The sequence below is a fragment of the Geopseudomonas aromaticivorans genome (assembly GCF_019097855.1).
GTDB lineage: Bacteria > Pseudomonadota > Gammaproteobacteria > Pseudomonadales > Pseudomonadaceae > Geopseudomonas > Geopseudomonas aromaticivorans.
On record NZ_JAHRGL010000021.1, the window covers coordinates 1 to 26,153 of the forward strand.

25 protein-coding genes are annotated in these 26,153 nt (G+C 57.7%); 7 read left to right on the top strand and 18 right to left on the bottom strand.

Annotated features, from left to right (window positions below):
* The 8 genes from KRX52_RS10055 to KRX52_RS10090 form a co-directional block, all read right to left on the bottom strand.
* Nucleotides 1-903 (bottom strand): methionine adenosyltransferase (locus KRX52_RS10055; protein ID WP_217681615.1); only part of this gene is annotated, 903 nt, incomplete at its 3' end.
* A 34-nt stretch (nucleotides 904-937) separates the two neighbouring features.
* Complete coding sequence (cfa, locus tag KRX52_RS10060; RefSeq protein ID WP_217681659.1) at nucleotides 938-2,068, bottom strand: cyclopropane fatty acyl phospholipid synthase; 1,131 nt, start codon at nucleotides 2,066-2,068, stop codon at nucleotides 938-940.
* A 20-nt stretch (nucleotides 2,069-2,088) separates the two neighbouring features.
* Complete coding sequence (locus KRX52_RS10065; RefSeq protein WP_217681616.1) at nucleotides 2,089-3,444, bottom strand: MBL fold metallo-hydrolase RNA specificity domain-containing protein; 1,356 nt, start codon at nucleotides 3,442-3,444, stop codon at nucleotides 2,089-2,091.
* The gene (locus tag KRX52_RS21060; RefSeq protein ID WP_201487027.1) at nucleotides 3,441-3,806 is read right to left on the bottom strand and encodes a DUF2933 domain-containing protein; all 366 of its coding nucleotides are present in this window, start codon (nucleotides 3,804-3,806) and stop codon (nucleotides 3,441-3,443) included. Before KRX52_RS21060 ends, KRX52_RS10065 begins: the two co-directional genes overlap by 4 nt.
* Nucleotides 3,807-3,825: 19 nt before the next feature.
* Nucleotides 3,826-4,335, bottom strand: a complete 510-nt coding sequence (locus KRX52_RS10075) for a hypothetical protein (protein WP_217681617.1) — start codon at nucleotides 4,333-4,335, stop codon at nucleotides 3,826-3,828.
* Nucleotides 4,332-4,550 carry a hypothetical protein gene (locus KRX52_RS10080; RefSeq protein WP_217681618.1) on the bottom strand — a complete coding sequence of 73 codons (219 nt, stop codon included), beginning with the start codon at nucleotides 4,548-4,550 and terminating at the stop codon, nucleotides 4,332-4,334. The genes KRX52_RS10075 and KRX52_RS10080 overlap by 4 nt, the downstream gene beginning before the upstream one ends.
* Before the next feature lie 10 nt (nucleotides 4,551-4,560).
* Nucleotides 4,561-6,978 carry a heavy metal translocating P-type ATPase gene (locus KRX52_RS10085; RefSeq protein WP_217681619.1) on the bottom strand — a complete coding sequence of 806 codons (2,418 nt, stop codon included), beginning with the start codon at nucleotides 6,976-6,978 and terminating at the stop codon, nucleotides 4,561-4,563.
* Between the two features lie 29 nt (nucleotides 6,979-7,007).
* Nucleotides 7,008-7,664 carry a methyltransferase family protein gene (locus KRX52_RS10090; protein ID WP_217681620.1) on the bottom strand — a complete coding sequence of 219 codons (657 nt, stop codon included), beginning with the start codon at nucleotides 7,662-7,664 and terminating at the stop codon, nucleotides 7,008-7,010.
* 905 nt (nucleotides 7,665-8,569) lie between these two features.
* On the opposite strand from KRX52_RS10090, the gene KRX52_RS10095 reads away from it, so the two are divergent.
* The 4 genes from KRX52_RS10095 to KRX52_RS10110 are packed head-to-tail and all read left to right on the top strand — an operon-like array spanning nucleotide 8,570 to nucleotide 14,905.
* Nucleotides 8,570-9,832, top strand: coding sequence for a TolC family protein (locus tag KRX52_RS10095; protein ID WP_217681621.1), 1,263 nt, complete (start codon nucleotides 8,570-8,572; stop codon nucleotides 9,830-9,832).
* Entirely contained in the window at nucleotides 9,829-11,295 is a 1,467-nt protein-coding gene (locus tag KRX52_RS10100) for an efflux RND transporter periplasmic adaptor subunit (RefSeq protein WP_217681622.1), read from the top strand. The genes KRX52_RS10095 and KRX52_RS10100 overlap by 4 nt, the downstream gene beginning before the upstream one ends.
* Nucleotides 11,292-14,414, top strand: a complete 3,123-nt coding sequence (locus KRX52_RS10105; RefSeq protein ID WP_217681623.1) for an efflux RND transporter permease subunit — start codon at nucleotides 11,292-11,294, stop codon at nucleotides 14,412-14,414. The genes KRX52_RS10100 and KRX52_RS10105 overlap by 4 nt, the downstream gene beginning before the upstream one ends.
* Nucleotides 14,411-14,905 (top strand): copper-binding protein, encoded by a 495-nt coding sequence (locus KRX52_RS10110; protein WP_367890530.1) that lies wholly within the window; start codon nucleotides 14,411-14,413, stop codon nucleotides 14,903-14,905. Before KRX52_RS10105 ends, KRX52_RS10110 begins: the two co-directional genes overlap by 4 nt.
* Nucleotides 14,906-14,950: 45 nt before the next feature.
* Here KRX52_RS10110 and KRX52_RS10115 read toward each other — a convergent pair whose 3' ends face one another.
* Nucleotides 14,951-16,291 carry a type II restriction enzyme NmeDI-related protein gene (locus KRX52_RS10115; RefSeq protein WP_254797500.1) on the bottom strand — a complete coding sequence of 447 codons (1,341 nt, stop codon included), beginning with the start codon at nucleotides 16,289-16,291 and terminating at the stop codon, nucleotides 14,951-14,953.
* Nucleotides 16,292-16,602: 311 nt separating this feature from the next.
* On the opposite strand from KRX52_RS10115, the gene KRX52_RS10120 reads away from it, so the two are divergent.
* Nucleotides 16,603-16,935 carry a DUF2790 domain-containing protein gene (locus tag KRX52_RS10120; protein WP_217681624.1) on the top strand — a complete coding sequence of 111 codons (333 nt, stop codon included), beginning with the start codon at nucleotides 16,603-16,605 and terminating at the stop codon, nucleotides 16,933-16,935.
* A gap of 78 nt (nucleotides 16,936-17,013) precedes the next feature.
* Here KRX52_RS10120 and tatA read toward each other — a convergent pair whose 3' ends face one another.
* The 9 genes from tatA to KRX52_RS10165 form a co-directional block, all read right to left on the bottom strand.
* Nucleotides 17,014-17,232, bottom strand: a complete 219-nt coding sequence (tatA, locus tag KRX52_RS10125; protein ID WP_217681625.1) for a twin-arginine translocase TatA/TatE family subunit — start codon at nucleotides 17,230-17,232, stop codon at nucleotides 17,014-17,016.
* An 81-nt stretch (nucleotides 17,233-17,313) separates the two neighbouring features.
* Nucleotides 17,314-18,051 carry a c-type cytochrome gene (locus KRX52_RS10130; protein ID WP_217681626.1) on the bottom strand — a complete coding sequence of 246 codons (738 nt, stop codon included), beginning with the start codon at nucleotides 18,049-18,051 and terminating at the stop codon, nucleotides 17,314-17,316.
* A 13-nt stretch (nucleotides 18,052-18,064) separates the two neighbouring features.
* Nucleotides 18,065-19,114, bottom strand: coding sequence for a copper resistance protein B (locus KRX52_RS10135; RefSeq protein ID WP_254797501.1), 1,050 nt, complete (start codon nucleotides 19,112-19,114; stop codon nucleotides 18,065-18,067).
* Complete coding sequence (locus KRX52_RS10140) at nucleotides 19,104-19,481, bottom strand: hypothetical protein (RefSeq protein ID WP_217681627.1); 378 nt, start codon at nucleotides 19,479-19,481, stop codon at nucleotides 19,104-19,106. The genes KRX52_RS10135 and KRX52_RS10140 overlap by 11 nt, the downstream gene beginning before the upstream one ends.
* An 11-nt stretch (nucleotides 19,482-19,492) precedes the next feature.
* The gene (locus KRX52_RS10145; RefSeq protein ID WP_217681628.1) at nucleotides 19,493-21,349 is read right to left on the bottom strand and encodes a copper resistance system multicopper oxidase; all 1,857 of its coding nucleotides are present in this window, start codon (nucleotides 21,347-21,349) and stop codon (nucleotides 19,493-19,495) included.
* A gap of 198 nt (nucleotides 21,350-21,547) precedes the next feature.
* Nucleotides 21,548-21,754, bottom strand: coding sequence for a co-regulatory protein PtrA N-terminal domain-containing protein (locus KRX52_RS10150; protein ID WP_217681629.1), 207 nt, complete (start codon nucleotides 21,752-21,754; stop codon nucleotides 21,548-21,550).
* A gap of 341 nt (nucleotides 21,755-22,095) precedes the next feature.
* A complete protein-coding gene (locus KRX52_RS10155; RefSeq protein ID WP_217681630.1) occupies nucleotides 22,096-22,617 on the bottom strand; it encodes a cupredoxin domain-containing protein in 522 nt (173 codons plus the stop codon).
* Between the two features lie 147 nt (nucleotides 22,618-22,764).
* A complete protein-coding gene (locus KRX52_RS10160; RefSeq protein WP_217681631.1) occupies nucleotides 22,765-23,328 on the bottom strand; it encodes a cupredoxin domain-containing protein in 564 nt (187 codons plus the stop codon).
* A 170-nt stretch (nucleotides 23,329-23,498) separates the two neighbouring features.
* Nucleotides 23,499-23,858: a co-regulatory protein PtrA N-terminal domain-containing protein gene (locus KRX52_RS10165; protein ID WP_217681663.1), complete on the bottom strand. Its 360-nt coding sequence runs from the start codon at nucleotides 23,856-23,858 to the stop codon at nucleotides 23,499-23,501.
* Between the two features lie 204 nt (nucleotides 23,859-24,062).
* Between KRX52_RS10165 and KRX52_RS10170 the strand changes: the two genes are divergently transcribed.
* Nucleotides 24,063-24,746 carry a heavy metal response regulator transcription factor gene (locus tag KRX52_RS10170; protein WP_217681632.1) on the top strand — a complete coding sequence of 228 codons (684 nt, stop codon included), beginning with the start codon at nucleotides 24,063-24,065 and terminating at the stop codon, nucleotides 24,744-24,746.
* Complete coding sequence (locus tag KRX52_RS10175; RefSeq protein ID WP_217681633.1) at nucleotides 24,743-26,128, top strand: heavy metal sensor histidine kinase; 1,386 nt, start codon at nucleotides 24,743-24,745, stop codon at nucleotides 26,126-26,128. The genes KRX52_RS10170 and KRX52_RS10175 overlap by 4 nt, the downstream gene beginning before the upstream one ends.
* Nucleotides 26,129-26,153: the final 25 nt, after the last annotated feature.

Sequence of the window (26,153 nt, forward strand, 5' to 3'; positions counted from 1 at the left end):
CTTCCCTGCTACGGCTTCAAGTGACATGCTGCGGCAGGGCGTGATCAGGCCGTTCATGCGGTTGCCGCGCCCGACCTGGCCGTCGTCGCCCTGCTCCGCGCTCAATCCGGATACGGTCAGGTAAATCCCCTCCACACCGCTCGCGTTCGGATCGTCGAGCGTATTGATGGCGAGATCACAGGGGCTCACCAGGGTCGCGCGTAGATGCTCGGCAATCGCGTGCTTGATCGCAAAATAGTCTGCCGCATGACGAATCTCCCGATCGATGAGCGCCAACGCGACGGTGAACGTCATCCTGTCGCCAACCCGCGCGCCCATGACCTTGTAGTCGTCGCCCGCTGCCGGAAATCGCGCTTGAAACTCGGCCGAGTGCAATAGCGTCCCCAGTTGCAGCGCCTGTTTCTCGAGGGGCGAGTATGGTGCGAAGCCGATTCCGAAGGAGGTATCGTTGGCCAGGGCGTGGGACATCCCGCGTGCGAATGCCTGCTGCAGGTTGGGGCTGCCGGTGCGTACCGCACATTCGATTTCGAACAATGCCGGATCGCAGCGCAGGTTTTCGGATAAATAGCGGTATGCAGCGCCCCTCACCAATTCAGCCAGCCCGGCGTCCGGCAGGGGACTGGCTCGACCGCACAGGATCAGGCGCATCGGCGTCAGCACCTGTCCACCGCCAAAGCGCGGCAGGCTCTCGCCACCGATCAACAAGGCCTTGTCGACGTTGTAATGCTGGATGCGTCCGTAGGCTTGCAGGTACGCGCGGTTGAGTGCCAGCGACACGGCCTCCGCGACACCATCGCACAGGCTGTCCGGATGACCGATGCCCTTGTGCTCGCACATCTCGGCTTCGCTCATCCGGTGCAAGTGTTTGTAGGTGGTAATGACGAACCGGGTCACGTCGCCCATGTACCCTCCCGCGTCACCTCGATTGGTGGATGCCCTAACGCAGGCGGCCGTAGCCGCCCGCGCAGCCGTGCTTGCTCAACACGATTTGCCACAATTGGTTCTTGCGCGCCCGGAACGAACCGGCGCAGGTCAACAGGTAGTAACGCCACATGCGGAAAAAGCGCTGGTCGTAGTACCCAGCCAACTCTGGCCAGCGGCATTCGAAGTTGGAGTACCAAGCCATCAGCGTTTTGTCGTAATCGGCGCCGAAGTTGTGCCAGTCCTCCATCACGAAACGTGTTTCGATGGCCAGGCCAATTTGCGCAATCGAAGGCAGCATGCCGTTCGGGAAGATGTATTGGCCGATCCAGGGATCGGTCGTATGCACCGAGGTGTTGCTGCCGATGGTATGCAGCAGGAACAAACCGTCGTCGCGCAGCAGACGGTGCGCGGTCGCCATGTAAATGCGGTAATTCTTTACGCCGACATGTTCGAACATCCCCAGCGACACGAGGTGATCGAAGCAGCCGTCCACGTCGCGGTAATCCTGGAGGCGAATTTCCACCGGGAGTTCGCGACAGCGTTCGGCAGCGTAACGCGCCTGATCCCGGGAAATGGTGACGCCGACTACCTGAGCGCCGTAGCGGGAAGCGGCATACTCGGCGAAACTGCCCCAGCCGCAGCCGATGTCAAGCACGCGGTCCCCCGCCTTTAGGCCGAGTTTCCGGCACACCAGTTCCAGTTTCCTTTCCTGCGCCTCCTCCAAACTACCCGCGTCCTGCCAGTAGCCACAGGTGTAGGTCATGCGGCGATCCAGCATGCGTGCGAACAGCTCATAGCCGAGGTCGTAGTGTCGCTCGCCAACGATCCAGGCACGGCAACGCGACTGGAGGTTCAGCAGTTGCGCCCGCCACTCGTACCAGCGCCCGAGTAAACTGCCGGTGAGCCGGCGATCGGCACCCGCGCGCAACAGGCGCGCGACGCACTCGTCCAGTTGCTCGCAGTCCCACCATTCGTCCATGTACGCTTCGCCGAGCCCGAGGCTGCCCTGTCGGCGCAGGCGTCCGAACAGCCTCGAATCGTGCACCCGTAAGTCCCAGGGTCGACTGCCGCCGAGGTGGACTCCGGCGGCATCGAGCACAGCTTGCAGGCCTCTGTCCTTGTGGTTTTCGTAAATTCGAGTCATGCCCATCCGCGCGCTCCTGATCAATCCAGAACGAACTCGTCGAGCATTTCCGGAACCATGACATTCCACCCCAGGCGCTCTTCCAGATAACGGCGCTGGCTGTCAGCAGCCAATGCCCCGCCATGGGTTAGAAAAACCTGCCGCGGTGGTTGCTCAAAGTGGCTTAGCCAATCACCAATTTCGCTAAAATCGGCATGCCCGGAGAGACTGGAGATCTCTTCAACCTGGCAGGTGATAGGCACATATTCGCCATAGATCTTTAGTGTGCGCATACCATTCATCAATGCATGGCCGCGCGTACCCTCAGCCTGATAGCCTGCTATCAGCAAGGTGTTGCGATGGTTGCCACCCAAGGCCTTGAGGTGGTGCAGAATTCGCCCACCGGTAAGCATGCCGGCGCCGGCAATAATTACCTTCGGATATGAGTCTGCACTGAGCGCCTCCGAATCCTGCCTGGTACGGACATAGGTCACGCCTTCGCACATGGCATGGCACTCTGCGTCGCTGAGCTGATGCTGGGCCCGGAAGTGGCAGAACACATGTGACACATTGATAGCCATGGGGCTATCCAGGTAAAGAGGCACATCTGGAATACGGCCTGCTGCGCGCAACTGCGTCAGCAGATGCATGAAATTCTGCGCGCGCCCGACGGCGAAAGCCGGCAACATGACAGTCCCGCCCCTGCCGACCGTTGCGTTGACGATCTTCTCTAGCTGCTCGGCTACGTCGACGACCGTATGGCGCCGGTCACCATATGTGGACTCGAGAACAAGGTAGTCCGCATGCTTGATCGGCAACGGGGGCTTCATCACAGGATCATTCGGCCTGCCCAGATCCCCACTGAAGGACAATGTGCGCGTGCCATTATCAACATGCACGCATGCGGCCCCGAGAATGTGCCCAGCTGGAGTGAAGTGCACGCGCAACCCTCCAATCTCGAACACCTCATCGAAGTCACGTGTATCGAACGCCTTCAGTGCTCGCTCTGCCTGCTGAGCCGTGTATAACGGCTCGGCCGGGGTATGTTTGCTGTAGCCGTAACGATTGGCACGCAGAGCATCCTCCTCCTGCAGCTTGCCGCTGTCCGGCAACAGGATCTCGCCCAGGGCGCGCGTGGCGGGCGTGCAATAAACCGGCCCGCTGAATCCGTCTTGAATGAGTCGAGGCAGGTAACCGCTGTGATCAAGATGAGCGTGCGTCAACACAACAGCGTCGATCTCGGCCGGAGCGATTGGAAAGGGCTTCCAGTTACGCTGACGCAGGGCTTTGACTCCCTGGAAGAGCCCGCAGTCGACCAGCACTCGTGTATCCCCCTCCGTGACAAGATACCGAGAGCCGGTCACCGTGCCAGTGGCGCCAAGAAACTGTAGTTTCACGACCTTCGCTCCTGAGATTGATCTTGCCGCGGAGTTTCGCTACCTGATTTTTCTTCTTGCCCGTGCTTGTGCGCCTGCTGTTGCTTATCGCCTGTACTTGTGTGCCGATGGCCGCCACAGCCACCGTGCGCACCATGCCCTTCACGCTGCCCACCCTCATGTCCTTCATGCCCTCCATGACCATGACCTCCATGCATGAACAGGTGCATCAAGGGACAGGCCAACAACAACAAAAATGGGAGATAGGGTATGACGTGGGCCCGATGCTCGGTGAGCAGAAAATATCCGGCGATGGCAAGAAATCCAAGAAAGAACCAATTGGCACGGCCTGCGTTGCGAAATCGACTGTCGTGTCTGGGCATGGTATGCGCTCCCTGGCGATTAGCGGGATGGGTGACGATAGGGCAAGGCTACTTCCACATCGGATGGCCCTCCCTCATTGCGACGGATGCGCAAATGAATGACATAAGGAATATCCCCCTCCATGCGGAAGAAATTACCGAAGGTCACGGTGTCGGCAATTTTCATGGGTTCCAGAAGCTTTTCCTGAGATGCGCCTCCGAGAGGCTCAACTCTCGCCCGCACTGATGCTTCCGAAAGGCGTTTGCCCGTCTGCTCTTCAAAAATGGCCACCACCAAGTGATGAGTATCGACCCCCGCTGCATTAGTGGGCTGCATGTGCTTGCCGGACTTATGCTCTTGCTGGGCAACCATTTCAGCCGGCAATACGCCATAGTAGATCGTCAGTCCGTCCTTACGCACCGGTTGCCCAGAAACCTCGGCATACGCGTTCGAGTAACCGGAGAGGATTACCAGCATTGCAAGCCAGAAGAAGTGCACACGCATCCATGAAGCTGACACCCTATGATTCAAAACCACATGCGTCATCATGGCAAATCCTTCCTCTGCAGTTTACGGCCAGCTTCGCCAATATCCTTATCGAACTGTCGGACACCACGTGCGGTCTGGATCATGACCAAGACCGGGCATATCAAGAAGATCAGAGAAACAACCAGCGACTTAATGCTAATACCGTACAGGTAAAGTACTGTCACGATACCAATGGCACTGACAACAGTGCAAATGGTCAGAATGTTGCGCTTCATGATCTCACCCCTACCTTGCGCCTATACGGGCGCGTTTGAGCAGTGCGGAGTTGACGATCACCGACAGCGAGCTGAGCGCCATGGCAGCAGCGGCGATGATCGGATTGAGCAGCCCGAAGGCCGCAACCGGGATGCCAATAGCGTTGTAAATGAACGCCCAGAAAAGATTCTGCTTGATCTTGAGCATGGTCGCACGGGAAAGCAGGATTGCCGTGACCACATCTCGGACATCATTCTTGATCAAGATGATGCCCCCGGTTTCCTTGGCCACATCGGAGCCGGAACCGATGGCGATACCAATATCAGCAGTGGCGAGCGCCGGCGCATCGTTTACGCCATCGCCAACCATCGCTACGACCTGACCTTCCTGCTGCAACTTCTGGATCACTGAGACCTTGTCTTCGGGCAATACTTCGGCGATGACACGATCGATTCCAACCTGTTGAGCAATCGCCTTGGCCGTGCGTTGATTGTCACCGGTCAAGAGAACCACCTGAATACCACGCGATTTGAGTTCACTAATGGCTTCGGCGGCTTCCGGCTTGAGCGTGTCTGCCACCGCGATGATGCCCAGCAGATCCCCCCCCCGACCAACCAGCATTGCGGTTTTGCCTTGGGCTTCCAGCTGGGCCATGGCTTGTTCCGCATGGCTGATCCCGATGTTCTGCTGCTGGAATAGGCGCCGATTGCCGAGCCACACCAAGCTGCCGTGCAACTCCCCCTGGATGCCGTGACCTGCGATGCCCTTGATGCCGCGAGCGGCCTCAAGCACCAAACCACGATGCTGAGCGGCACGCACGATGGCTTCGCCAAGGGGGTGCTCAGAGCCAATTTCAACGGCTGCAGCCAGCGCCAGAACACCCGCTTCATCGATGTCTTTAAGTGGCACTATGTCGGTCACCGTCGGCTCGCCACGCGTGATCGTACCGGTCTTGTCGAAGACGACGGTCGAGAGCTTTTCAGCACGCTCCAACACCTCGCCGCCCCGTATCAAGATGCCCATGTCCGCACCTTTGCCGACACCAACCATCAATGCAGCCGGCGTTGCAACGCCGAGTGCACACGGGCAGGAAATGATCAGTACGGCAATGAAGGCGAGCAGGCCCTGGGGGAAGAAGCCAAAGGCCCACCAACCGAAAAAGGCAAGCAGGGCAACCAGAACCACTGCCGGGACGAAATAGCCGGTGACCTTGTCCGCGAGCCGCTGGATCTGTGCCGTACTCGCTTGGGCGTCTTCCACCATCTTGATGATCTGCGCCAGAGCGGTTTCCTTGCCGATCTTGGTAGCCTTGAAGCGGAACAGCCCCGAACGGTTGAGCGTGCCACCGATCACTGCTGCGCCAGGCTTCTTTTCCACCGGCATCGACTCGCCGGTCAGCATCGATTCATCGATGCTCGTTTCACCTTCGGTGACTTCACCATCGGTGGGAATTTTCTCGCCAGGCCTCACCACCACGATCTCACCGACCATGATGCTTTCGGCCGGGATCTCCTCTTCCTTGCCGTCGCGTAGCACGTGGGCCGTAGCCGGCTTCAGGTCCAACAGCCGCCGCACGGCAGCAGAGGATTTCTTCTTGATGATCTCCTCCATGTACTTGCCCAGCAGTACGAAGGCGATGATAACTGCCGAAACCTCGAAGTAGACGTCTCGCTCATCGACCTTGATCGGCAGGACATCAGGGAAGAACAACACGGCGACACTATAGAAGTAGGCAACCGTTGTGCCGAGCGCGATCAGGAAGTCCATGTTGATGCTGCGGGTGCGAATGGCATTCCACGCACCCTTATAGAAGCTCCAGCCACCGATGAATTGCACCGGAGTTACCAGCAGAAACAACCATACGCCCCAGGTGAAGAAGGGAAGTGCGTCAATCGGCACCCAGGTCAGGATGGTGGCGCCAGTAGCGAGACCAATGAATGCTCCCGCGCGCAGGATGGCAAGAGCAAGCACACCGGTGAGCGCAATGGTCACCCGTGTTTTCATCCGCTTGAGCTCAGTCTCGGGGGACTCGAAGGTTTGTTTACAGCTCTCGCTGCAAAAGTAGTAAGTGCGCCCGCCGCGCTCACTCTTCAGGGCCGTAGCCTTGTTCACCAGCATGCCGCAGATGGGATCCTTGGCTTTGCCCTCCACACCATGTTCATTGGCGCGAGGGGGCGCCACCGAGGAGCTGCCTCCGTGAGGACCATCATGGGTATGCTCGTGACTGCAACCTTCATGCTCAATCTTGCCCATATAGCGCTCTGGCGCCTTGGCAAACGCCCCTTGGCAGCGACTCGAGCAGAACCAGAAACGCTGCCCCTGGTACTCCTGACTGAGCGTTGTTGGCTCTGGATTGACCTCCATGCCACAGACTGGATCAGTTACCGCCTTCATAGACCCCCCCGACTTTCTCGACTCTTCAGTGCGCATGCCGTTATACTTTTCCATATTTCATCACTCATCTCACTAAGTCGAAATTACGATTTGGCTTGCACTTTATGACCACCAAAACGAGGAATGAAAGCGGGGACCTCACTCATGTATCGACGATAAGAATCACCAAACTGAGCTAGCGCATCACGCTCTTCCGATTTCGCCAAACGCACATACATGAACACGAGAATCGGAAACATGGCAATTGTTATCAAAGTCGGCCATTGCAACAGAAAGCTGAACATGATCAACACGAAACCGATATATTGCGGATGACGGACTTTCGCATAAGGTCCAGTGGTGGCGAGCTTGCCGGACCTTTGTGCCTCGTACAGCACTCGCCAGGCAGAGGCCAGCAACCAGAAACCTGCAATAAGGAAGACACTGCTGGCGATGTGAAACGGCCCCAGATGCGGGTTGGCCTTCCAGCCGAACAAGACCTCAAGCAGGTGGCCCGCATCGTGCGAGAAAAAATCGATGCCGGGATAGCGGGTGCCGAGCCAGCCCGACAGCAGATAAATTGTCAGCGGAAAGCCATACATCTCGGTGAACAGCGCCACCAGGAATGCGCTGAAGGCACCAAAACTTCGCCAATCACGGGCTGATTTTGGTTTAAAAAAGCTGAACGCGAAGATAATGAACACCAATGAGTTGATGATCACCAATCCCCACAGGCCATAGGCTGGCATGTCGTGTGTCATGAGGGTTCTCCTTTGAAATTATCAGTAAAGTCCAAAACCTGCGCCCTGCCACCCTTCGAGAAAATCAACATGCCATCACTATCGTCGTCCCCCTTAAGATCCCTAAGACGGTAACGGATGTCACTTAATGACATTCGATAATAAGCCGGTGGCAACCCTTACTTTTGATGCTAGACCTAAAAAGCTGACATTGGGCTTACCCCAAAATTACAATTCTGTCAGAAATGCTCTTCCCGTTGACAAACAGAAAAATACGCAAACTATTTGCGGGAAATCAAAATAACAATCTCCAACCACCGGACAGCTACAGTCAAGAGAAAAACAACACATTGCGCAAGGCACACGAAAAACACTGACCCCCGTCAATTCCCATCAAGTAAAAGCTGAACTTCCTCGACAGGCAATTGCCGCCAATAAATTTCACCTGCTATCGTTCTGAGAGACTCGAGTGGGGTTACCCTAGATGCTTCGGCTTTCATTGATTCTGGCGCTGACTTTCAGCATCGTGTTGCCTTATTTCGGCAGCACGGCCTCGGCTCGGCCCACCGAACCCTGCCCGATGCAAAGTTCATTGCCTCACCAAGATCACACCTCCCCCTTGCAGGCGCCCTGCTGCGAGCACATGGAGGATGCTGTCGACTCGCTCAGCAAATCCCCCTGCAAGCCTGGACAAGAATGCAAGACCAGCGGGGTTCTCCAGGCTGTCGTGATCAAGCCGGCCCCCCTTCAGCATCCCGTCCCTGGCACACCGCTCGCCCAGCAACCCATTCAGCAAGAACCAACGCCCCTCTGGCGCCCACCCTGCGTCGCCTGATGCCCCAGGCCTGAGGCACCCCAATTGTGTGGGGAGCCGTTGCTGTCAGCCATTTCTTCAGCGACATCGATTAATCGCATTGGAGGCGCACATGCCTGCTTTCCTTTTGACTCGCAACAGCTATCTTGGCGTGCTGGCTGTTGTACTTTGGGCAACCCCCGCCCTCGCTGCGCAGGAAGCCACCCTGACCTTCGAACGCGCTCTGACTCTGGCCGAGCGCACAGCCCCTGAAAACCTGTCCCAACAGGCGCAGGTTGCGTCTGCTGACCAAGCGCTGCTGCCGGCAGATGCTCTGCCGGATCCCAAGTTGATCCTTGGCATCGATAACCTGCCCATTGAGGGCCCGGATCGCTATACCCTGAACCGCGACGTGATGACCATGCGCCGTATTGGCCTCATGCAGGAAGTCCCCAACGGGGACAAGCGACTGGCCCGTCGACAACTGGCCACCGCCACGCTGACCCGGGCCGAGGCTGAGCAACGCGCCATGGTGCTGGAAACCAAGCGACAAACTGCCCAGAGCTGGCTCGACGTCCATTACGCCGAGCGCAGCGTGGCGTTGTTCGACCAGCTGGATCAGCAGGTCGCTCTCCTGCGGTCGACCGTGCAGGCAATGATCGCCGGCAGCTCGGCGCAGGCCGGCGAGCTGCTCCAGGCGGATCAGGAGGCCCTGACCCTGGCGGATCGGCGCGATGAGCTGCGCCGCGACGCAGCGATCGCCAGAGCCAAACTGCGGCGCTGGATCGGCGATGAAGCTCGCCTGCCGTTAGCCGGCACACCTCCCCCGCTGAGCCTGGACATTCCGGACTTGCCGCATCGATTGGCCGAACACCCAGAGCTGCACGTCGCCTCCGCGCGGGTCGGCGAAGCCAATGCCGAACTGGCCGAGGCTGTCGCTGAGAAGAAGCCCGACTGGAGCGTCGAGTTCGCCTACAACAACCGCGACAACCAGTTCGGCGACATGGCGATGTTGCAGTTCACTTTCGACTTGCCGATGTTCGTTGGCAGTCGCCAAGGCCCCCGGATCAATGCCAAACAGCACAGCGTTGCCCAAATGGAGGCAGAGCAGGAAGCGCTGCTTCGAGCACACCAGGCAGAGCTGGAAAGTGGCATGGCCGAGCTCGAACAACTGCGCAAGGCGCTGGATCGTACAGAGCGCATCTTCATCCCCCTGGCGAGCAAACGCGCCGACCTGGAACTCACCGCCTACAAAGCGGGGAACAGCCAACTGACCACGGTCATCGCCGCACGCCGCGAGCTGATCGAGGCGCAACTTCGCCAAATCGAACAACAGCGCAAGCTGAGCCAGCTCTCCGCAAGCCTGTATTACGCCTACGTGGAGCCCCTCAAATGAAAATCTCCGTACTCGGATATTCCCTGTTGGCCATAGCCATTGCGGCAGGTAGCGTTGCGGGCGGTTTCTGGCTAGGGCAACGAAGTGTCAGCCATGGCGACTCGCCCATGACCAATGCCAATCCGAATGATCGCCAGATTCTCTACTGGTACGACCCCATGAAGCCTGAGCAACGCTTCGACAAACCTGGCAAGTCGCCGTACATGGATATGCCACTGGTGCCGAAGTACGCTGGAGCGGAGCAGGATTCCTCCACACTCAGCGTGCCGGCGCAAGCCGTGCAGAACCTGGGCATGCGCACCGCAAAGGTGGTCCGCGCGGTGCTGCCAGCCAGCATCGGAGCCGTGGGCTCCTTGGCCTACAACCAGCGGCAGGTGGCCACGCTGCAGGCCCGCTCGGGCGGATTCGTCGAGCGCGTGTATGGGCATGCCCCCGGCGATGTCCTGCCCGCTGGAACACCTCTGGCAGATCTGCTGATACCCGAGTGGTCGGCAGCCCAGTTGGAATTCATCGCGGTACTTGAAAGTGGCGATGCGCGCCTGATCGAGGCGTCTCGGGAACGTCTGCGTTTGCTGGGCATGCCACTGGGGATGATCGAGCGCGTGCAACGCACGCGCAAACCAAACGCCGTGCACACCGTAACCACTCCCATGACTGGAGAGCTGCAGTCGCTGGAAGTTCGCGCCGGCATGGTCGTTTCGGCCGGGCAGGATCTAGCCCGTATCAACGGGCTTTCCACTGTCTGGCTGGATGCCGCAATTCCAGAGGCCCAGGCGGCAACCATTCAAGTCGGGGCGGCAATGAGCGCCAACTTGACCGCCTTTCCTGGCCAACCCCTGCAGGGGCGCGTGATCGCCCTGCTGCCCAGCGCCGATCTGCAGACCCGCACTCTGACGGTGCGCAGCGAACTGCCCAATCCTGACGGCAAGCTGCGCCCCGGCATGTTCGCCTCGGTACGCCTGAGCAGCCGGATCGAGCAGCCCACCCTACTGGTTCCCAGTGAAGCGGTCATCCGTACCGGCAAGCGCTCCCTGGTCATGCTGGCCGAGCACGAAGGCCGCTACCAGCCCATTGAAGTGCAAATCGGCCGCGAGTCGGAGGGCCGTGTGGAGGTGATCTCCGGGCTGTCTGAAGGCCAAGAGATAGTGGTCTCCGGACAGTTCCTGATCGACTCCGAAGCAAGCCTGCAGGGGGTGGTGGCGCGAGCCGCTGCAGATATGCCGCCGCCCACGCCGTTGCATGAGTCGGAAGGGGTGATCCGCGGGCTCGATGGACAAGAGGTCACCTTGGAACACGGGCCGTTCAAGAGCTTGAACATGCCCGGTATGACCATGGCATTTCCCCTGGCAAAACCCGAGGTTGCAGCCGGACTGAAGGTTGGAGATCGCGTGCGAATTGGCGCCCAACTGACCGATTCGGGGCTGATCATCGAACGACTCAGCAAGCAAGGGGATAGCCAATGATCGCGCGACTGATCCACTGGTCGATCGGCAACCGCTTTCTAGTTCTGTTGGCGACCTTGTTCATTACCGCGTGGGGCATCTGGTCCCTGCGCAGCACACCCCTGGATGCACTGCCGGATCTGTCTGACACACAGGTGATCATCCGCACCAGCTTCCCTGGCCAGGCACCACAGATCGTCGAGAATCAGGTGACCTACCCACTAGCCACAACCATGCTCTCGGTGCCCGGCGCCAAGACAGTGCGCGGCTATTCGTTCTTTGGCGACTCGTTCGTCTACGTGCTGTTCGAAGACGGCACTGATCTCTACTGGGCACGCTCGCGTGTGCTGGAGTACCTCAACCAGGCCCAGGAGCGGTTACCGGAAGGTGTCACGACGACCCTGGGCCCCGACGCCACCGGGGTGGGCTGGATCTATCAATATGCTCTGATCGACCGCAGTGGGCAGCATGATCTCTCACAGCTCCGTGCGTTACAGGACTGGTTCCTGAAGTACGAGCTCAAGAGTTTGCCCAATGTGGCGGAAGTCGCCACGCTTGGCGGAATGGTCAAGCAATACCAGGTTGTCCTCGACCCGCAGAAGCTCGTCGCCTACGGCATTACGCAGCAAGCCGTCGAGGAAGCCCTGAAGAGCGCCAACCAGGAAACCGGCGGTGCCGTTCTCGAACTGGCCGAGCGCGAATACATGGTGCGGTCCTCGGGCTATCTGCAGAGCCTGGAGGACTTCCGTAATGTGCCGCTGCGCGCCACCCCCGCTGGGGTGCCCGTTCTGCTCGGTCAGGTTGCCACCATCCAGCTGGGGCCGGAAATGCGCCGCGGTATCGCCGAACTGGATGGCGAAGGCGAAGTGGTCGGCGGCGTGGTCATTCTGCGCTCTGGCAAAAACGCCCGCGACACCATCCGGGCAGTGCGAGAGAAACTTGAGGCGCTTAAAGAAAGCTTGCCAGCCGATGTCGAAGTGGTGACGACTTACGACCGCTCCCAGTTGATCGATCGCGCCATCGACAATCTCAGCTTCAAACTGCTGGAAGAGTTCGTGGTGGTCGCGCTGGTGTGCCTGATCTTCCTCTGGCACCTGCGCTCGTCCCTGGTGGCGATCATCACGTTGCCGCTCGGCGTGCTCGTGGCGTTCATCATCATGCGCCACCAAGGTGTGAACGCCAACATCATGTCCTTGGGCGGAATCGCCATCGCGATTGGCGCCATGGTCGATGCGGCCGTGGTGATGATCGAAAACGCTCACAAGCACATCGAGGCCTGGAAGGAGCGCTACCCAAACGAGCCCCTGCAGGGCGACCAGCACTGGCGGGTGATCGGTGAAGCCGCCGCCGAAGTCGGCCCGGCGCTGTTCTTCAGCCTGCTGATCATCACCCTGTCTTTTCTCCCCGTATTCACCCTGGAAGCCCAGGAAGGCCGCTTGTTTGGCCCCCTGGCCTTTACCAAGACCTATGCCATGGCGGCTGCCGCCGGCTTGTCGGTCACTCTGGTTCCGGTACTGATGGGCTACTGGATTCGCGGGCGGATTCCCAGCGAGCAGCAGAACCCGTTGAACCGCTGGCTGATCGCGGCCTATCGACCCGTACTGGAGGCGGTACTGGCCTGGCCGAAAGCCACCCTGGCTTTGGCTTTGTTGGTCTTCCTGTCCAGCCTCTGGCCGTTGAGCCGCTTGGGAGGGGAGTTCTTGCCACAAATGGATGAAGGCGACCTGTTGTATATGCCATCGGCGCTTCCCGGCTTGCCGGCGAGCAAGGCGACGCAGCTCCTGCAGCAAACCAACCGCATGATTCACAAGGTGCCCGAGGTCGCGCGGGTCTTCGGCAAAGCTGGACGCGCGGAAAGCGCCACCGACCCCGCGCCCTTGGAGATGTTCGAAACCACGATCCAGTTCAAGCCTCGCGACCAATGGCGTCCAGGCATGACTGCGGAGAAACTGGTGGAGGAGCTGGATCGTGCAGTGAAAGTCCCCGGCCTCTCGAACATCTGGGTGCCACCGATCCGCAACCGTATCGACATGCTTGCCACCGGGATCAAGAGTCCGATCGGCGTGAAGGTTTCAGGGACTTCCCTGGATGAAATCGAGCGGGTCAGCCAGGAAATCGAAACCGTAGCCAAGCAGGTACCCGGCGTCAGCTCGGCCCTGGCGGAACGGCTGACCGGCGGGCGCTACATCGACATCCAGATCGATCGCCTCGCCGCGGCGCGCTACGGAATGAGCATCGCCGAGGTGCAGGCCGTGGTGTCAGGCGCCATCGGCGGCAGCAACATCGGCGAAACCGTCGAGGGCTTGGCACGCTTCCCGATCAACCTGCGCTACCCGCGCGAATGGCGAGACAGTCCCGAGGCGCTGCGGCTATTACCGATTCTCACCGCCGCTGGGCAGCAGATCACACTGGGAATGGTGGCCAGCATCCGCCTGAGCGAGGGGCCACCGATGCTGCGTAGCGAGAACGGTCGCCTTTCTGGATGGGTGTACGTCGATGTCCGTGGGCGGGACCTGGCGTCGACGGTACGCGAGCTGCAACAGCGGGTTGGCGAAACCGTGAAGCCGGGGGCAGGCATGACGGTGTCCTACTCCGGGCAGTTCGAATACCTGGAGCGCGCCAACGCTCGGCTGGCATGGGTGGTCCCGGCCACACTACTGATCATCTTCGTGTTGCTTTACCTCACCTTCAACCGCCTCAGCGAAGCGTTGCTGATCATGGTCACCTTGCCCTTTGCGCTGTCCGGGGGCATCTGGCTGCTCTATTGGTTCGGCTTCAACCTGTCGATCGCCACAGGGGTCGGCTTCATTGCTCTGGCAGGGGTGTCCGCGGAGTTCGGGGTGATCATGTTGATCTACCTCAGAAACGCTTGGCACGCTCGAATCGCCACCGGCCGCGACGACAACCCCGCCTTGCTTGAGGCGATCCGTGAAGGCGCAGTGTTGCGTGTCAGACCGAAGGTCATGACGGTCGCCGTGATCATTGCCGGCCTCGTGCCTATCCTGTGGGGCAGTGGCGCTGGCTCAGAAGTGATGAAACGGATCGCCGCACCCATGGTCGGAGGCATGATTACCGCTCCCTTGCTCTCCATGCTGGTCTTGCCGGCAGCGTATTGGCTGATGCGGCGCAAAGCGCCGTGATCGATGGCAAGCGGCAGAACCCAGGATCGGCTCAAGGCGGCCTGGCCAGGAGAGCGATCGCCTTGAGCAACACCGATTGCAGACAACACGGTCTTATCCAGTCAACCATCGAGCCAAGAAGGAAACTTGCAATGAAGTACGCACTCACTACCACTCTGGCCCTTGCCTTCAGTCAGATCGCTCTGGCGGCAGACAGCCAGGAGATGCCCATGGGCCAGATGCCGATGGAACAACCCATGAAAATGGAGCAAAAAGACAGCTCTACCCCGACAGCCAAGGCCAGCGGGACGATCAAGGCTATCGACACAGCCAAAGGGATCGTCACCCTAGCCCACGGTCCGGTCCCCAGCCTGAAATGGCCTCCTATGACTATGGGCTTCCAAGCCAAACCCGAGCAGCTGCAAGGGTTGAAAGTCGGCGACAAGGTAGACTTTGAATTCCGTAGTCAGGATATGGCGGCCATTATTGTTTCAATCCAGAAATCAAAGTAAACCGGACCTATTAGTGCCACTCAGCGCCCCAGTCAGGCTGCTATCTCAAGTCAATTGCCGGGCTAGAGACTCTATGGGGCGTAAACCCTGACCAAACCGAGCGATGGCCTCACGATGCGTGCGTAGCTCGCTGTAGGGTAGATAGCGTGGGGCCAGCCGGCCAATGCGACGGAACGCCGGTCGGCGCAACTGGTCTCTGACCTCACCTTCGCGCTCGTCAGGGGCGACCAGAAAGTAACTGGCCTCTTCATGTTCAGGTGCTGCAAGTGCAAGATCCAGCATCCTGACAATCCCTGAATAGATACTGGTGCTGTGCTCAACCTCGAATGCTGCCGAAACGCGGCCAGAATCGGCATGAAGCCATAGAACATCGATCAGCCGCACCGTATCCGCCGCACCCACTGCGCCTGGCAGGCTATCCAGACAACCATCCGAAAGCCGTCCGTTGGCGTAGGGACGGGAACGGTCATTGGAAGCAATCCATACGTTGAAGCCGAGAGCTTTGCCCAGATCACGCAGCCACCCCTGAATCTGGGTATGGGTCTCATCACTCTCCTGAGCTCGGGCCAGGGCCTTGAGCGCCTTGGCTGACTCCTCACGGATACGATCGAGCTCCGCCCGCCACAGCGCAAGCGACTCAGCAGAATTTTCTGCCGGCGGCAAGGAATAGCGCTCGCTACCTATATCGAACAACAATCCCCCAATAGCACCCAAGTCATTAGAGAGCAGGTCTCGACTCTCGCGGTTAAGCGCAAGGATGCCTTGACGCATCGCCAGATATTGTTGCCAGCTACCAAGCTTGACAGCAGCACCGGTCAAACGGTTGTAACCCTTGACTATCGCGGTATTGAATGGCGGGATCAGTGTCGGGTGGAGGAAGTACAAGAGGTTGGCCGCAGCAGGGCCGAGTCCTTTGATTGCCTGCGAGTCCAGCGTCCGGATTGCCTGAACCAACATCTCCTCATTAATGCAGCAGGCGCAATGATCGAGGAACCGCCCAAAAGCACGCTGGTTATCCCGATTTTCATAGATGTCCGGGATGCGAAGCTTGGGCTTCCACAAAAAGGCATGATCGGCCCCCTTGAAGATCTGACGTTGCTCAGCAATGGAGCCCACCACGGTTTCCAAAGACGACTGCTTGTATTGATTGCCAAAGGTGCCAGCCTCAATCTCAGCGACCACAGCCTCCAGGCCCCGCCTGATGGAGCGGAAGTTCTTGATCCGCTCTGGCCACAGAAACCAGCTCTGATAGGTGCCTCCCGCGTCGGCACGCCACTGCTCAATCAAAACCCGCATCTTTGCGGACGACACACCGTGCTCTGCCATGAGGAAATCCTGAAAGTCTGCAAACCGAACCTGGTCAGCCCCTTGCTGGCCATTCAGCATATGATACACGTAGAAACAATCAACCTCTCAGCGTCAGCCCGCCTCATGAAATTGTGAAGAACATGGTCAGCCTGCATCGCTGGCAGTGACGCGGACCACGCATGTTATTCAACTGTCGATCCGAGGAAAATTATCCGCCGCAGCTGAATACCGCCCAATACTACATTTCCTTTTATGATCAACCATCCCAGACAACAACCTTGCCAACCAAGCCCCACCAACAAAATTACCGTTATTTAATTTTCCGGTCATGCTTGTGACAGCATCCATGCGGCACAATTAACTCCGTGCTCACCACGAGGAAAAATCAAATGAAACATATAAAATTGGCCATGATTATAGCCGCAACGATGGCAATGCCATTCGCCATGGCGAGCGATCTTGCCGACAAGGAGTCGGACCGGATCCTGCATAAATATCAGGCACTGGTTCAGAAGTATGCGGAGGACCAGGGAAAGCCTGCTCCGCAAGTAATAAAATACAAATACGGAATGGAAATGGACATCACCAAGGTTGTCAGCGTAAGCCGTCCAGCCGAGGTCTGTCGTGTCGTTCCGGCAAGAATCACCTACGAAGACCCACAGGGCTCCTTGAACACGATTGAGTATCTAGTCATGGGCACGGGCTGCAGGAACGACGGCTGAGTTTTATCTACCGAATTCTTTTGGTAATTAGCAAAAAAGAGCGGGGCAAATAGCTGCCCCGCTCTCAAGTTAAAACCTCTAGATTTTTTTGACATCCAGGAACTTCTGGCCATCTGCCTCTGTTGAGGGGCATGTGCCACTGGGATTGTCTTTCCCCTCCTCAAGCGAGCTCCGAAAAGATCGAATGGCTCCGCCAAGATCCCCTCCCAAGGTTCTTAGGCGCTTCGTTCCAAAAAGCATTACCACAATCACTAGAATAATCAGCAACTGCCAAATACTGATTCCACCAAAACCCATCGCTGAAACCTCATTATTGACGGACTCTCACATACCTCATAGGAACGCCAAGGCAGATCCAGCGGTTACTGGATCTGGCGACTAGTGTCCATGGACGTGCTCTTTCCCATCGGCGTGGGTATGGACCATTGGCGGAGGCATGGCGGCGGAAGAGCTGCTTGCATCCTCTGAGCCATGATGAGGAGCAGTCATTTCTCCAACATGATGCCCCTCCTGGCTTACCTCATGATGCCCTTGGGCGCCGGTATCCTGAGCGTTATGCTGCCCTTCATGATCGTGCATTATGGTTTCGCCACCGCCATGCTGGTGACCGGCGCTGCTCGCCACCAATGCTTGGTATTCCTGCGCATCAAGCTTCGGCAACTGTTCCAGGAAGGCCACCATTCCCCATATATACTCATCGCCCATGCTCTTGCCCCAGGCAGGCATGCCCGAAGCCTTGATCCCATGCTTGATGATCCAGAATGTGGCTGCGGGGTTGCCATTAGCTCCCACCTTACTCAAGTCGGGTGGAGCTGGATAAAGGCTCTGGCTGAGTTCGGTTTCACTCACCCCGGGCGCTAGGTGGCAACCGATACACATCGAGTTGTAGTTACCGGCGCCTGATCGAATCATCTTTTCATCGGCGAGATTGGGAACCTCGACATCCCTGGCTCGCACAGCAATCGAACGCTCGCGCGCAGTGTTCAGCAGCGCATGTATTGCTGGGAAATGCGGGTCATCAGCCCCCACGTTGATCACGCCGGAATACACGACGCCGGCACCAACTACTGCTGCAGCAAGGCTGGCCAGCGTCAGGGTTTTTATAGTTCTTTTCATTTCATTTGATCTCTCAGAACCAGATTCGGACACCAGCCACCAAACGCGCCTCGCTGACATCCTCGTCCTCGTCGCGCAGCAGGTCGGCGGTGTTGCCGTAGGCGCGGGTCCAGTTCACCCCAATGTATGGAGCAAATTCGCGGCGAATCTCGTAGCGCAGGCGCAGGCCAAGCTGGGTGTCGCTGAGGCCCGAGCCGACGCCGCGCTCCTCATCATTGCGGCCGAACAGATTGACTTCAGCGACTGGCTGCAGGATGAGGCGGTTGGTCAGCAGGATGTCGTACTCGGCACTCAGGCGTGCAGCACTCTGCCCCCCTTCACCCAGGAAGGCGGTCGCCTCGGTTTCCAACCCATACAGCGGCATGCCCTGCACGCCGAAGGCGGCCCAGGTCTGCGGCGAACCCGGCTTGAAGTCCTGCCGTACCCCGGCCACGGTTTCCCACCAAGGACCAATGGCGTGGCTCCACAGCAGCTGCAGTTCGGCCTCTTCAGTGTGACCATTGAGGCGCTCGCCTTCGGAGCGGAAGGCGAGGCGGTCGATATTGCCGCCGACCCAACCACTCAGATCCCAGCTCAGCGCGCTGCCGTCGTCGGCATCCTGCCACTCCAACTGATCGGCGAGAAACAGGTAGTTGATCCCGTCCTTGTGCATGGCGTGTGGTGGCAACGGCGGAAAGGCTGCGGCGCGGTCAGCGTCAGTCAGCGGTGGCACCGGAGCGCCCTGGTACCGACGCTGAGGCTGACTTGCCTGGCTCGTCGGCCGCATCTCCATGTGCTGCTGATGCATTTGCATCATCTGCTCATGGCTCATCTGGCCACCATGCATCTGCTGCATCATCTGGCCATGGTCCATGCTGCCGTGATTCATCATCGGCATGCCTTGCTCCGATGTGGCAGCCTTTTGAGGTTCGGCTTGTGGATTTTGTGCACTAGGTTGGCCGTTCGACGGCGAAGCGCTTCCGCCATGACCAGCGTGAGCCGAGTGGTCCTCGACCTCGACCGCTTGAGCGGCACCGATCATCCCAAGACTCAGGGCGAATACGAGGGGAAACTTATTGCCCATTTTTCCCGTCCTTGGCGCCAGACGCGGCTTTTGCCGGGGACATACCGTCATGATTCATCTGCCCTTGCCCCATGTTCTGGTCGTGCATCTGCTTCATCATCTGGTCATGGTCCATGCCACCATGGTCCATCATCTGGCTGTGGTCCATCATGCCGCCTTGCGGCATTTGGCCACTCCCCATGTTCATGTTGCCCTGACTCTTCATCTCACCAGGCTGGGGCTTCTGAGCGGCCGGCTTGCCGGTTTGGGTATTCTGCGGGTGATGTCCTTCGTGCTCGCTCTGTGCCATCGCATTCGACAGAGCACCAAGCAGGCCAAAGGCCAAGGCGCTGGCGAACAGGGTTTTGCGCAATTGGAAGGTGGTCATCTCAGCTCTCCTCATTCTTCGACGCGGACTTCACGGAACATTCCGAGGTCCATGTGCATCAACAGGTGGCAGTGGTAGGCCCAGCGGCCCAAGGCATCGGCAGTCACGCGGTAGCTGCGCTTCGAGCCAGGCGGCATGTCGATGGTGTGTTTGCGGACCAGGAAGTTGCCATTTTCATCTTCCAGGTCACTCCACAGACCATGGAGGTGAATGGGGTGGTGCATCATGGTGTCGTTGACCAGCACGATGCGCAGCCTTTCACCATATTTCAGCCGGATCGGCTGGGCGTGGGCGAATTCCACACCGTCGATGGACCAAGCGAAACGCTCCATATGACCGGTCAGGTGCAGCTCGATGGTCCGACTTGGCACCCGGCCGTCAGGATCGGCGAAACGGCTGCGCAGATCGGCATAGGTCAGGACTCGACGACCATTGTTGCGCAAGCCAAGGCCTGGATCGTCCAGCTTGGCCACCGGCATCATGGTCTGCATGTCCACCAGCGGATTGCCGTTCTCGCTGCTCGGGTGGCTCTGCATAGCCATAGCTCCGGCAGCACCATGCTGCATACCGGCCATCTGTCCGTGATCCATCCCAGACATTTGACCGTGATCCATCCCAGGCATTTGGCTGTGATCCATACCGGCCATGCCCGCATGGTCCATCCCCGCCTGGCGGCCGGCTCCGTGATCCATGCCGGCCATTCCGCTCATGTCCGAGTCGCCTTGGGCGCCATGAGCGTCATGTCCACCGTGCCCCATGTCATCCATGCTCAGCGTCGGGCGTGAATCTGGCGTGGGCACTGGGGCGCTCAACCCCTCGCGGACAGCCAGGGTACCGCGTGCGTAGCCGCTGCGGTCCATGGACTGAGCGTACAGGGTGTAGGCCTCCTGGCTCCCATCCGGGGTGACGATGACGTCGTAGGTTTCCGCTACGGCAAGACGCAACTCGTCAACCTCCACCGGGTCGACATACTGGCCGTCCACAGCCACTACGGTCAGCTTGAGACCGGGGATGCGGAAGTCGAAGTAGGTCATCGCCGAGCCGTTGATCAGACGCAGGCGGATACGTTCGCCGGATTGGAACAGCGCGGTCCAGTTGCCGTCCGGTGCTTGGCCGTTGAGCAGGTAGGTGTAGGTGGCACCGCTGACGTCGGCGAGGTCAGTGGGGCTCATGTTCATTTTCGCCCAAGCCCAACGCTCACTGACCGTCTCGCTCCAGCCCTTGTCGGAGACGTCGTTGATGAAGTCGCCAACCGTGCGACGGTGCTCGTTGTAGTAGTCGGAGCGCTTCTTCAGTTTGGCCAGCACGCTGGCCGGGTTCTCGTCGGTCCAGTCGGAGAACATCAGCACGTAGTCGCGCTCGTACTGGAAAGGTTCGGGCTCCAGTGGGTCGATCACCAGCGGACCATAAACACCGAGCTGCTCCTGGAAGCCTGAGTGGCTGTGGTACCAGTAGGTGCCATTCTGCTTAACCTTGAACTTGTATTCATACATGCCATCCGGGGCGATGCCGGCGAAGCTGAAGCCCGGCACGCCGTCCATGTTGGCCGGCAGCAGAATGCCATGCCAATGGATAGAGGTGTCCTGCGGAAGGCGGTTGCGCACCCGCAGGGTCACAGTATCCCCTTCACGCCAGCGCAGGAGCGGGCCGGGAATCGAGCCATTGATGGCCATGGCGGTGCGCGCTTTACCGGTAATATTGACCGGCAGTGCGTCGATGGTCAGGTCGAACTGAGTACCGCTCAGGGCCGTTGGCTGGCCCGGGCTTGTCAGCGCCCAGACGGGTTGCCGCCACAGCCCCAGGCCCGCGAGCACCCCGCCTACCGCCAAGCCTTTGATGAAAGTTCGTCTTGAAGTTTTGCTTTGCATGCCGTTACGTCCACTCAATCCGAAGAGGCTTAGGGCTGCCTGATCCGCATGAGACGGCAGTCGGCAGCTGTTCTTGGAGGCTATCCCCCATTGCCAGATTCACTGTCGTCAACTCACCGTGCAGCTCGGCAGCTGGGTTAAGGAGTTCACCACACTTAACCCAATCGAAAGATTACATTCTTGTAAGATTTTGAACGCTCAGCAGTTGGTGTGCTTGGCTGACTTTTCTTTTCCGCCAACAACTGTGGGCTTTTCGTTCTGCTGCTGAGCTACCCGATAAGCCTCCATTGAGGCTTGGCGAGCTTGCTCCATACGGGCGAAAGTACGGTCTGCCCCACCTTCGGCCAGCGCCAAAGAAGAGGTGGTCAATGCAGTGACTACGAACAGGATTTTGAGCGCTTTCATCTGGGACTCCTCGCCAGTTGGATTGCCCCGCCTGAATCAGGATGTCTACAGGGAGGCGAACATTTTCATAGAGCAACTTTAACGCAGGGAGGCTGTCAAAAACCTGAGATGAATATTACAATTCCGTCAGTTTCCATATGACTATCTGAACGTGCGTGTCGTTCAAGACCCAACCAATTCGTCTGGTGTTTTGCCCGCTCCACGACTGGCCCGACCATCGAACCCCCCGCCCCATCCAAGCGGATGAGAATACGACAAGACAACAACCCCAACAGATCTGAAGCCAACCACCCCGGCGCCACGAAACATATACGCCGGGACGGTTAGCGAATAAACCAGTTTCAGCGCACGTTGACCTTGCCGAGCATTCCCGATTGGTAATGCCCTGGGACATTGCATGCAAACTCCAAGTCATTGGCTTTTGAAAACCGCCATACAAGTTCTGCAGTGGCTCCCGGCTCGACTAAGACACTATTAGCATCATCATGTTTCATGCCGGCCATCCTCATGCCGTTCATATGCCCCATCGCCTCCATACCGTGCGCGCCACTTGAGGATAAGGCTCCACTCTGAAACATCGCAGCCATTTCCTTCTGGTGAGCCACATGAGAGTCCGGACTGCCAAGATTGAACTCATGAAGCAGCGCACCCTCATTTTTCAGCAAGAAGCGAACGGTTTCGCCCGCCTTTACCTCAACGCTGCCCGGCAAGAAAAACATCTCCCCAATTTTTACCTCAATGGTACGATCAATCGTAGTGATATCTCCGGGCCGGTCGGCGTTACCCTGGACAGGGCTAGCAATAGCTACAGAAGAAATCACGAGACCGACTAGAGAGGATAGTAATGCTGACTTGGTTCGCATGATCAGACCCTCAGGATTGCGCTACCAGAAACACCTCTGCCGCTTTTAAAATCTCAACCAAAGCAAGCACGCAGGCTAGAAGCGTATAGATTTAGCGGAGATCGGCGCTCCTCCGGTGATGCATGAGGTGAAGCACCGACCGCCGAATCAACGCATTACAAACTCGCCAACCATGCCAGCTTGATAGTGCCCTGGCAGGGTACAAGCAAAGTTCAAACTAGCTCCATCGGTAAAAGTCCAGACGAACTCCTTCGTTGTTCCTGGCTCAACGAGGATGGCATTTGGATCGTCATGCTTGGCTTCAACAACTTCCGGATATCCGGGAGGGCTGGAATCTCCTGAACCGGACCAGCGCTCGCGCCAAGTGATCGACTTCGCCATCCCCGTCGGCGTCAGCGTGCCATCCTTGAATAGGGCTGCCATCTCGCGCTGGTGCTCCAGCTGGGCGGAGGATCTACCGATATTGAACTCATGCATCAATGCCCCTTCATTTTTCAGCACGAAGCGCACGGTTTCCCCAGGCTTCACCTCAATCATCCTCTGGCTGTAACCGATGTCTTCCATCTTGACGAAGATGGTTCGGGTGGTTGGCGTGGGCTTTGCTTGCTGGCCGATGTCATTAGTACTACTGCTGCTTGCTGCAGCGAAGACCTGAGAAGCAGCGCCGATCAGCAACCCAAAAGCCAGGAGCTTTAAACCTGATCTGTTCATGATGAGACCTCGCAGTATGGTGTTTGGAGATCTCATTCTATTCCCCGCTACCTGCCAATAAGCTGACCCCAAAACTACAATTTTGTCAGATAAAAAAACGGCGCCGTGAAGGCGCCGTCAGGCCCAAGGGGGGGGGATAGGGGCGTAAGGCCTGCAAGATGGGATAACCGTTACGGGTGGCACTCCTTGTCAGCCATCATCAGCTTGTGCTCACGCATCATCTGACCCAGCACGTCGTCTACCAGCTTGTCATGCCTCTCCATCCAAGCCAGATGCTCTGCAGTCGCCATGCCGGGAGCAGGGTGCTCTTTATGTAGTTGACTCATGATGTTTTCCAACATGTGCATATGCTCTTTCATATGCATATGACGCTCGCCAGGTGAAGATTTTTCTGCTTGAACTAGCGCAGCTTCAGCTTTATCTCGCATCTGCTCGATACGTTCAAAGACACGATCGCCGCCACCCTCCGCCAAAACAGCAGAAGACAGTAACAGAGCGCCTATCAGGAGCAAACTCCTCATTGATTTCATGGCATAATTTCCTTTAAAAGAAGCCATAGTTGGCACCCCCTGATTATTTTCCGGCAGGAGTGCGAGGGCATGACGCCTACACCCTCACCTTAGACAAAGCCACCTTACGAAACACTTAAGCCAGAATTACATTTTCGTAATGTTAAGGCTAAGTGAGCTATTTCCCTGCACACTGAGCAAGCCTGATTCAAGGAAACTGCCGACATGAGACTACTGGTAGCTGAAGACGAACCAAAAACCGGGACATACCTGCAGCAAGGCCTCTCCGAAGCCGGGTTCAATGTTGACCGGGTCATGACAGGTACCGATGCGCTTCAGCATGCGTTGAGCGAAGTCTATGACCTCTTGATCCTGGACGTGATGATGCCCGGGCTGGATGGCTGGGAGGTTCTGCGCATGGTACGAGCAGCCGGCAAGGATGTTCCCGTGCTATTTCTGACCGCACGCGATGGGGTTGATGAGCGGGTCAAAGGATTGGAGCTGGGTGCAGACGATTACCTGGTCAAACCATTCGCCTTTTCCGAGCTACTGGCCAGAGTCAGAACCTTGCTACGGAGGGGTCACAGTTCGGCCACCCAATCCACCATGAGAATTGCCGATCTTGAAGTCGACCTGCTGAAACGCCGAGCCAGACGCGGCGAAAAGCGAATAGACCTTACGGCTAAGGAGTTCTCTTTGCTGGAGCTCCTGCTGCGACGACGCGGAGAAGTGCTGCCGAAGTCTCTGATTGCTTCTCAAATCTGGGACATGAACTTCGACAGTGATACAAACGTCATTGAGGTTGCCATTCGACGACTGCGCGCGAAGATAGATGACGACTTCGAGGTCAAGCTGATCCATACTGCTCGCGGCATGGGCTATATGCTTGACGCGCCGGAGCCGGAATGAAGCGACTCTCCCTGACCGTTCGTATGAGCCTGATGTTCATGTCTGCGGCAATCGCCGTTCTTACGGTCGCCGGATTGAGCGTCAATATGCTCAGCCAGCATCACTTCGTGATATTAGACCAGCAGATTCTGCTCGAAAAACTCGAATCCACCAAGCGCATTCTCAAAAGCAAATCCAATAGAGAAAGCCTCTCGGAAGAGCTTCCGCAGTTACAAGCCTTGCTTGGGGCGCACCAGGATATGGCAGCCTCTATCCTCGCCGGAGATGGCTCAGTACTGTTTTCTGACCCTAAAGCAGCCAATATTCCAGAAAGATACCGAGCATCGGCTGTACGAGACATGTGGGAATGGCAGGACGGCGAACGCATGTATCGTGGCATGACTGAGATAATTTCGATACCCGGTCAAGCTGACCCTCTGACAGCGCTATTAATCCTTGATGTAACTACTCATACGCATTTTTTTGAGACGCTGCAACGATGGTTCTGGATTGGACTGCTCATAAGCGCCATTGCCAGCGCTGCCCTCGGGTGGGTGGTAGCCAGGCGCGGGCTCGCCCCCTTGCAACAGATCACTCAGGTAGCTGCTTCCATGTCAGCGAGGTCTCTGAAGGAGAGAATCCCCCTAGAGTCGGCCCCCCCTGAGCTTCAACAACTGGTCGCATCATTCAATGCGATGCTAGCCAGGCTCGATGACGCCTTTGTCAGGCTCTCTAACTTTTCAGCCGATATTGCACATGAACTGCGAACACCAGTGAGCAACCTGATGACCCATACTGAAGTGGTGCTCACCAAAAAGCGCACCATTGAAGACTACCAAGAGAATCTCTGCTCAAATCTCGAAGATCTCAAGCGCATGTCACGCATGATTGATGACATGCTGTTTTTGGCTAAATCCGACAATGGCTTGATCACACCAGAAAACACCTGCATTGAACTCAAAGAACTCGTAACAAAGCTTGTCGAATACTACCACCTACTTGCAGATGAAGCCGGCATCACCATCACCGTATCGGGATCAGGAGCCATCTCTGGCGACCGACTGATGCTAGATCGCGCGATCTCTAACCTGCTATCTAACGCTCTGCGCTATACGCCGGCAGGCGAGAGGATTTCAGTTAAAATTCACACGAGCGGTGAAGCCGTCTCGCTGACCGTAGAAAATCCAGGAGAATCCATAAGCCCAGATCACCTAGACAAACTTTTCGACCGCTTCTATCGCGCCGACCCGGCCCGACGCGAAGGAAACCCGAGCAATGTAGGACTTGGATTGGCCATTACAAGATCCATCATTGAAGCACACAAAGGCAAAATTTGGTGTACTTCAGAAAATGGGATCACGGCTTTTCATATGGAGTTTCCGTTACAAAATCAAAGTTCTTGAGTCGCTGATCGACGGCAGCCAGCAC

Excerpts from the sequence above, each read along its gene's own strand:
- KRX52_RS10165 (WP_217681663.1), bottom strand. The coding sequence starts at position 23,858 with ATGAAATCAATGAGGAGTTTGCTCCTGATAGGCGCTCTGTTACTGTCT.
- KRX52_RS10085 (WP_217681619.1), bottom strand. The coding sequence starts at position 6,978 with ATGGAAAAGTATAACGGCATGCGCACTGAAGAGTCGAGAAAGTCGGGG.
- KRX52_RS10090 (WP_217681620.1), bottom strand. The coding sequence starts at position 7,664 with ATGACACACGACATGCCAGCCTATGGCCTGTGGGGATTGGTGATCATC.
- cfa (WP_217681659.1), bottom strand. The coding sequence starts at position 2,068 with ATGACTCGAATTTACGAAAACCACAAGGACAGAGGCCTGCAAGCTGTG.
- KRX52_RS10080 (WP_217681618.1), bottom strand. The coding sequence starts at position 4,550 with ATGAAGCGCAACATTCTGACCATTTGCACTGTTGTCAGTGCCATTGGT.
- KRX52_RS10140 (WP_217681627.1), bottom strand. The coding sequence starts at position 19,481 with ATGACCACCTTCCAATTGCGCAAAACCCTGTTCGCCAGCGCCTTGGCC.
- KRX52_RS10095 (WP_217681621.1), top strand. The coding sequence starts at position 8,570 with ATGCCTGCTTTCCTTTTGACTCGCAACAGCTATCTTGGCGTGCTGGCT.
- KRX52_RS10100 (WP_217681622.1), top strand. The coding sequence starts at position 9,829 with ATGAAAATCTCCGTACTCGGATATTCCCTGTTGGCCATAGCCATTGCG.
- KRX52_RS10135 (WP_254797501.1), bottom strand. The coding sequence starts at position 19,114 with ATGGGCAATAAGTTTCCCCTCGTATTCGCCCTGAGTCTTGGGATGATC.
- KRX52_RS21060 (WP_201487027.1), bottom strand. The coding sequence starts at position 3,806 with ATGCCCAGACACGACAGTCGATTTCGCAACGCAGGCCGTGCCAATTGG.
- KRX52_RS10075 (WP_217681617.1), bottom strand. The coding sequence starts at position 4,335 with ATGATGACGCATGTGGTTTTGAATCATAGGGTGTCAGCTTCATGGATG.
- KRX52_RS10160 (WP_217681631.1), bottom strand. The coding sequence starts at position 23,328 with ATGAACAGATCAGGTTTAAAGCTCCTGGCTTTTGGGTTGCTGATCGGC.
- tatA (WP_217681625.1), bottom strand. The coding sequence starts at position 17,232 with ATGGGTTTTGGTGGAATCAGTATTTGGCAGTTGCTGATTATTCTAGTG.
- KRX52_RS10105 (WP_217681623.1), top strand. The coding sequence starts at position 11,292 with ATGATCGCGCGACTGATCCACTGGTCGATCGGCAACCGCTTTCTAGTT.
- KRX52_RS10130 (WP_217681626.1), bottom strand. The coding sequence starts at position 18,051 with ATGAAAAGAACTATAAAAACCCTGACGCTGGCCAGCCTTGCTGCAGCA.
- KRX52_RS10170 (WP_217681632.1), top strand. The coding sequence starts at position 24,063 with ATGAGACTACTGGTAGCTGAAGACGAACCAAAAACCGGGACATACCTG.
- KRX52_RS10120 (WP_217681624.1), top strand. The coding sequence starts at position 16,603 with ATGAAACATATAAAATTGGCCATGATTATAGCCGCAACGATGGCAATG.
- KRX52_RS10155 (WP_217681630.1), bottom strand. The coding sequence starts at position 22,617 with ATGCGAACCAAGTCAGCATTACTATCCTCTCTAGTCGGTCTCGTGATT.
- KRX52_RS10150 (WP_217681629.1), bottom strand. The coding sequence starts at position 21,754 with ATGAAAGCGCTCAAAATCCTGTTCGTAGTCACTGCATTGACCACCTCT.
- KRX52_RS10115 (WP_254797500.1), bottom strand. The coding sequence starts at position 16,291 with ATGCTGAATGGCCAGCAAGGGGCTGACCAGGTTCGGTTTGCAGACTTT.
- KRX52_RS10175 (WP_217681633.1), top strand. The coding sequence starts at position 24,743 with ATGAAGCGACTCTCCCTGACCGTTCGTATGAGCCTGATGTTCATGTCT.
- KRX52_RS10145 (WP_217681628.1), bottom strand. The coding sequence starts at position 21,349 with ATGCAAAGCAAAACTTCAAGACGAACTTTCATCAAAGGCTTGGCGGTA.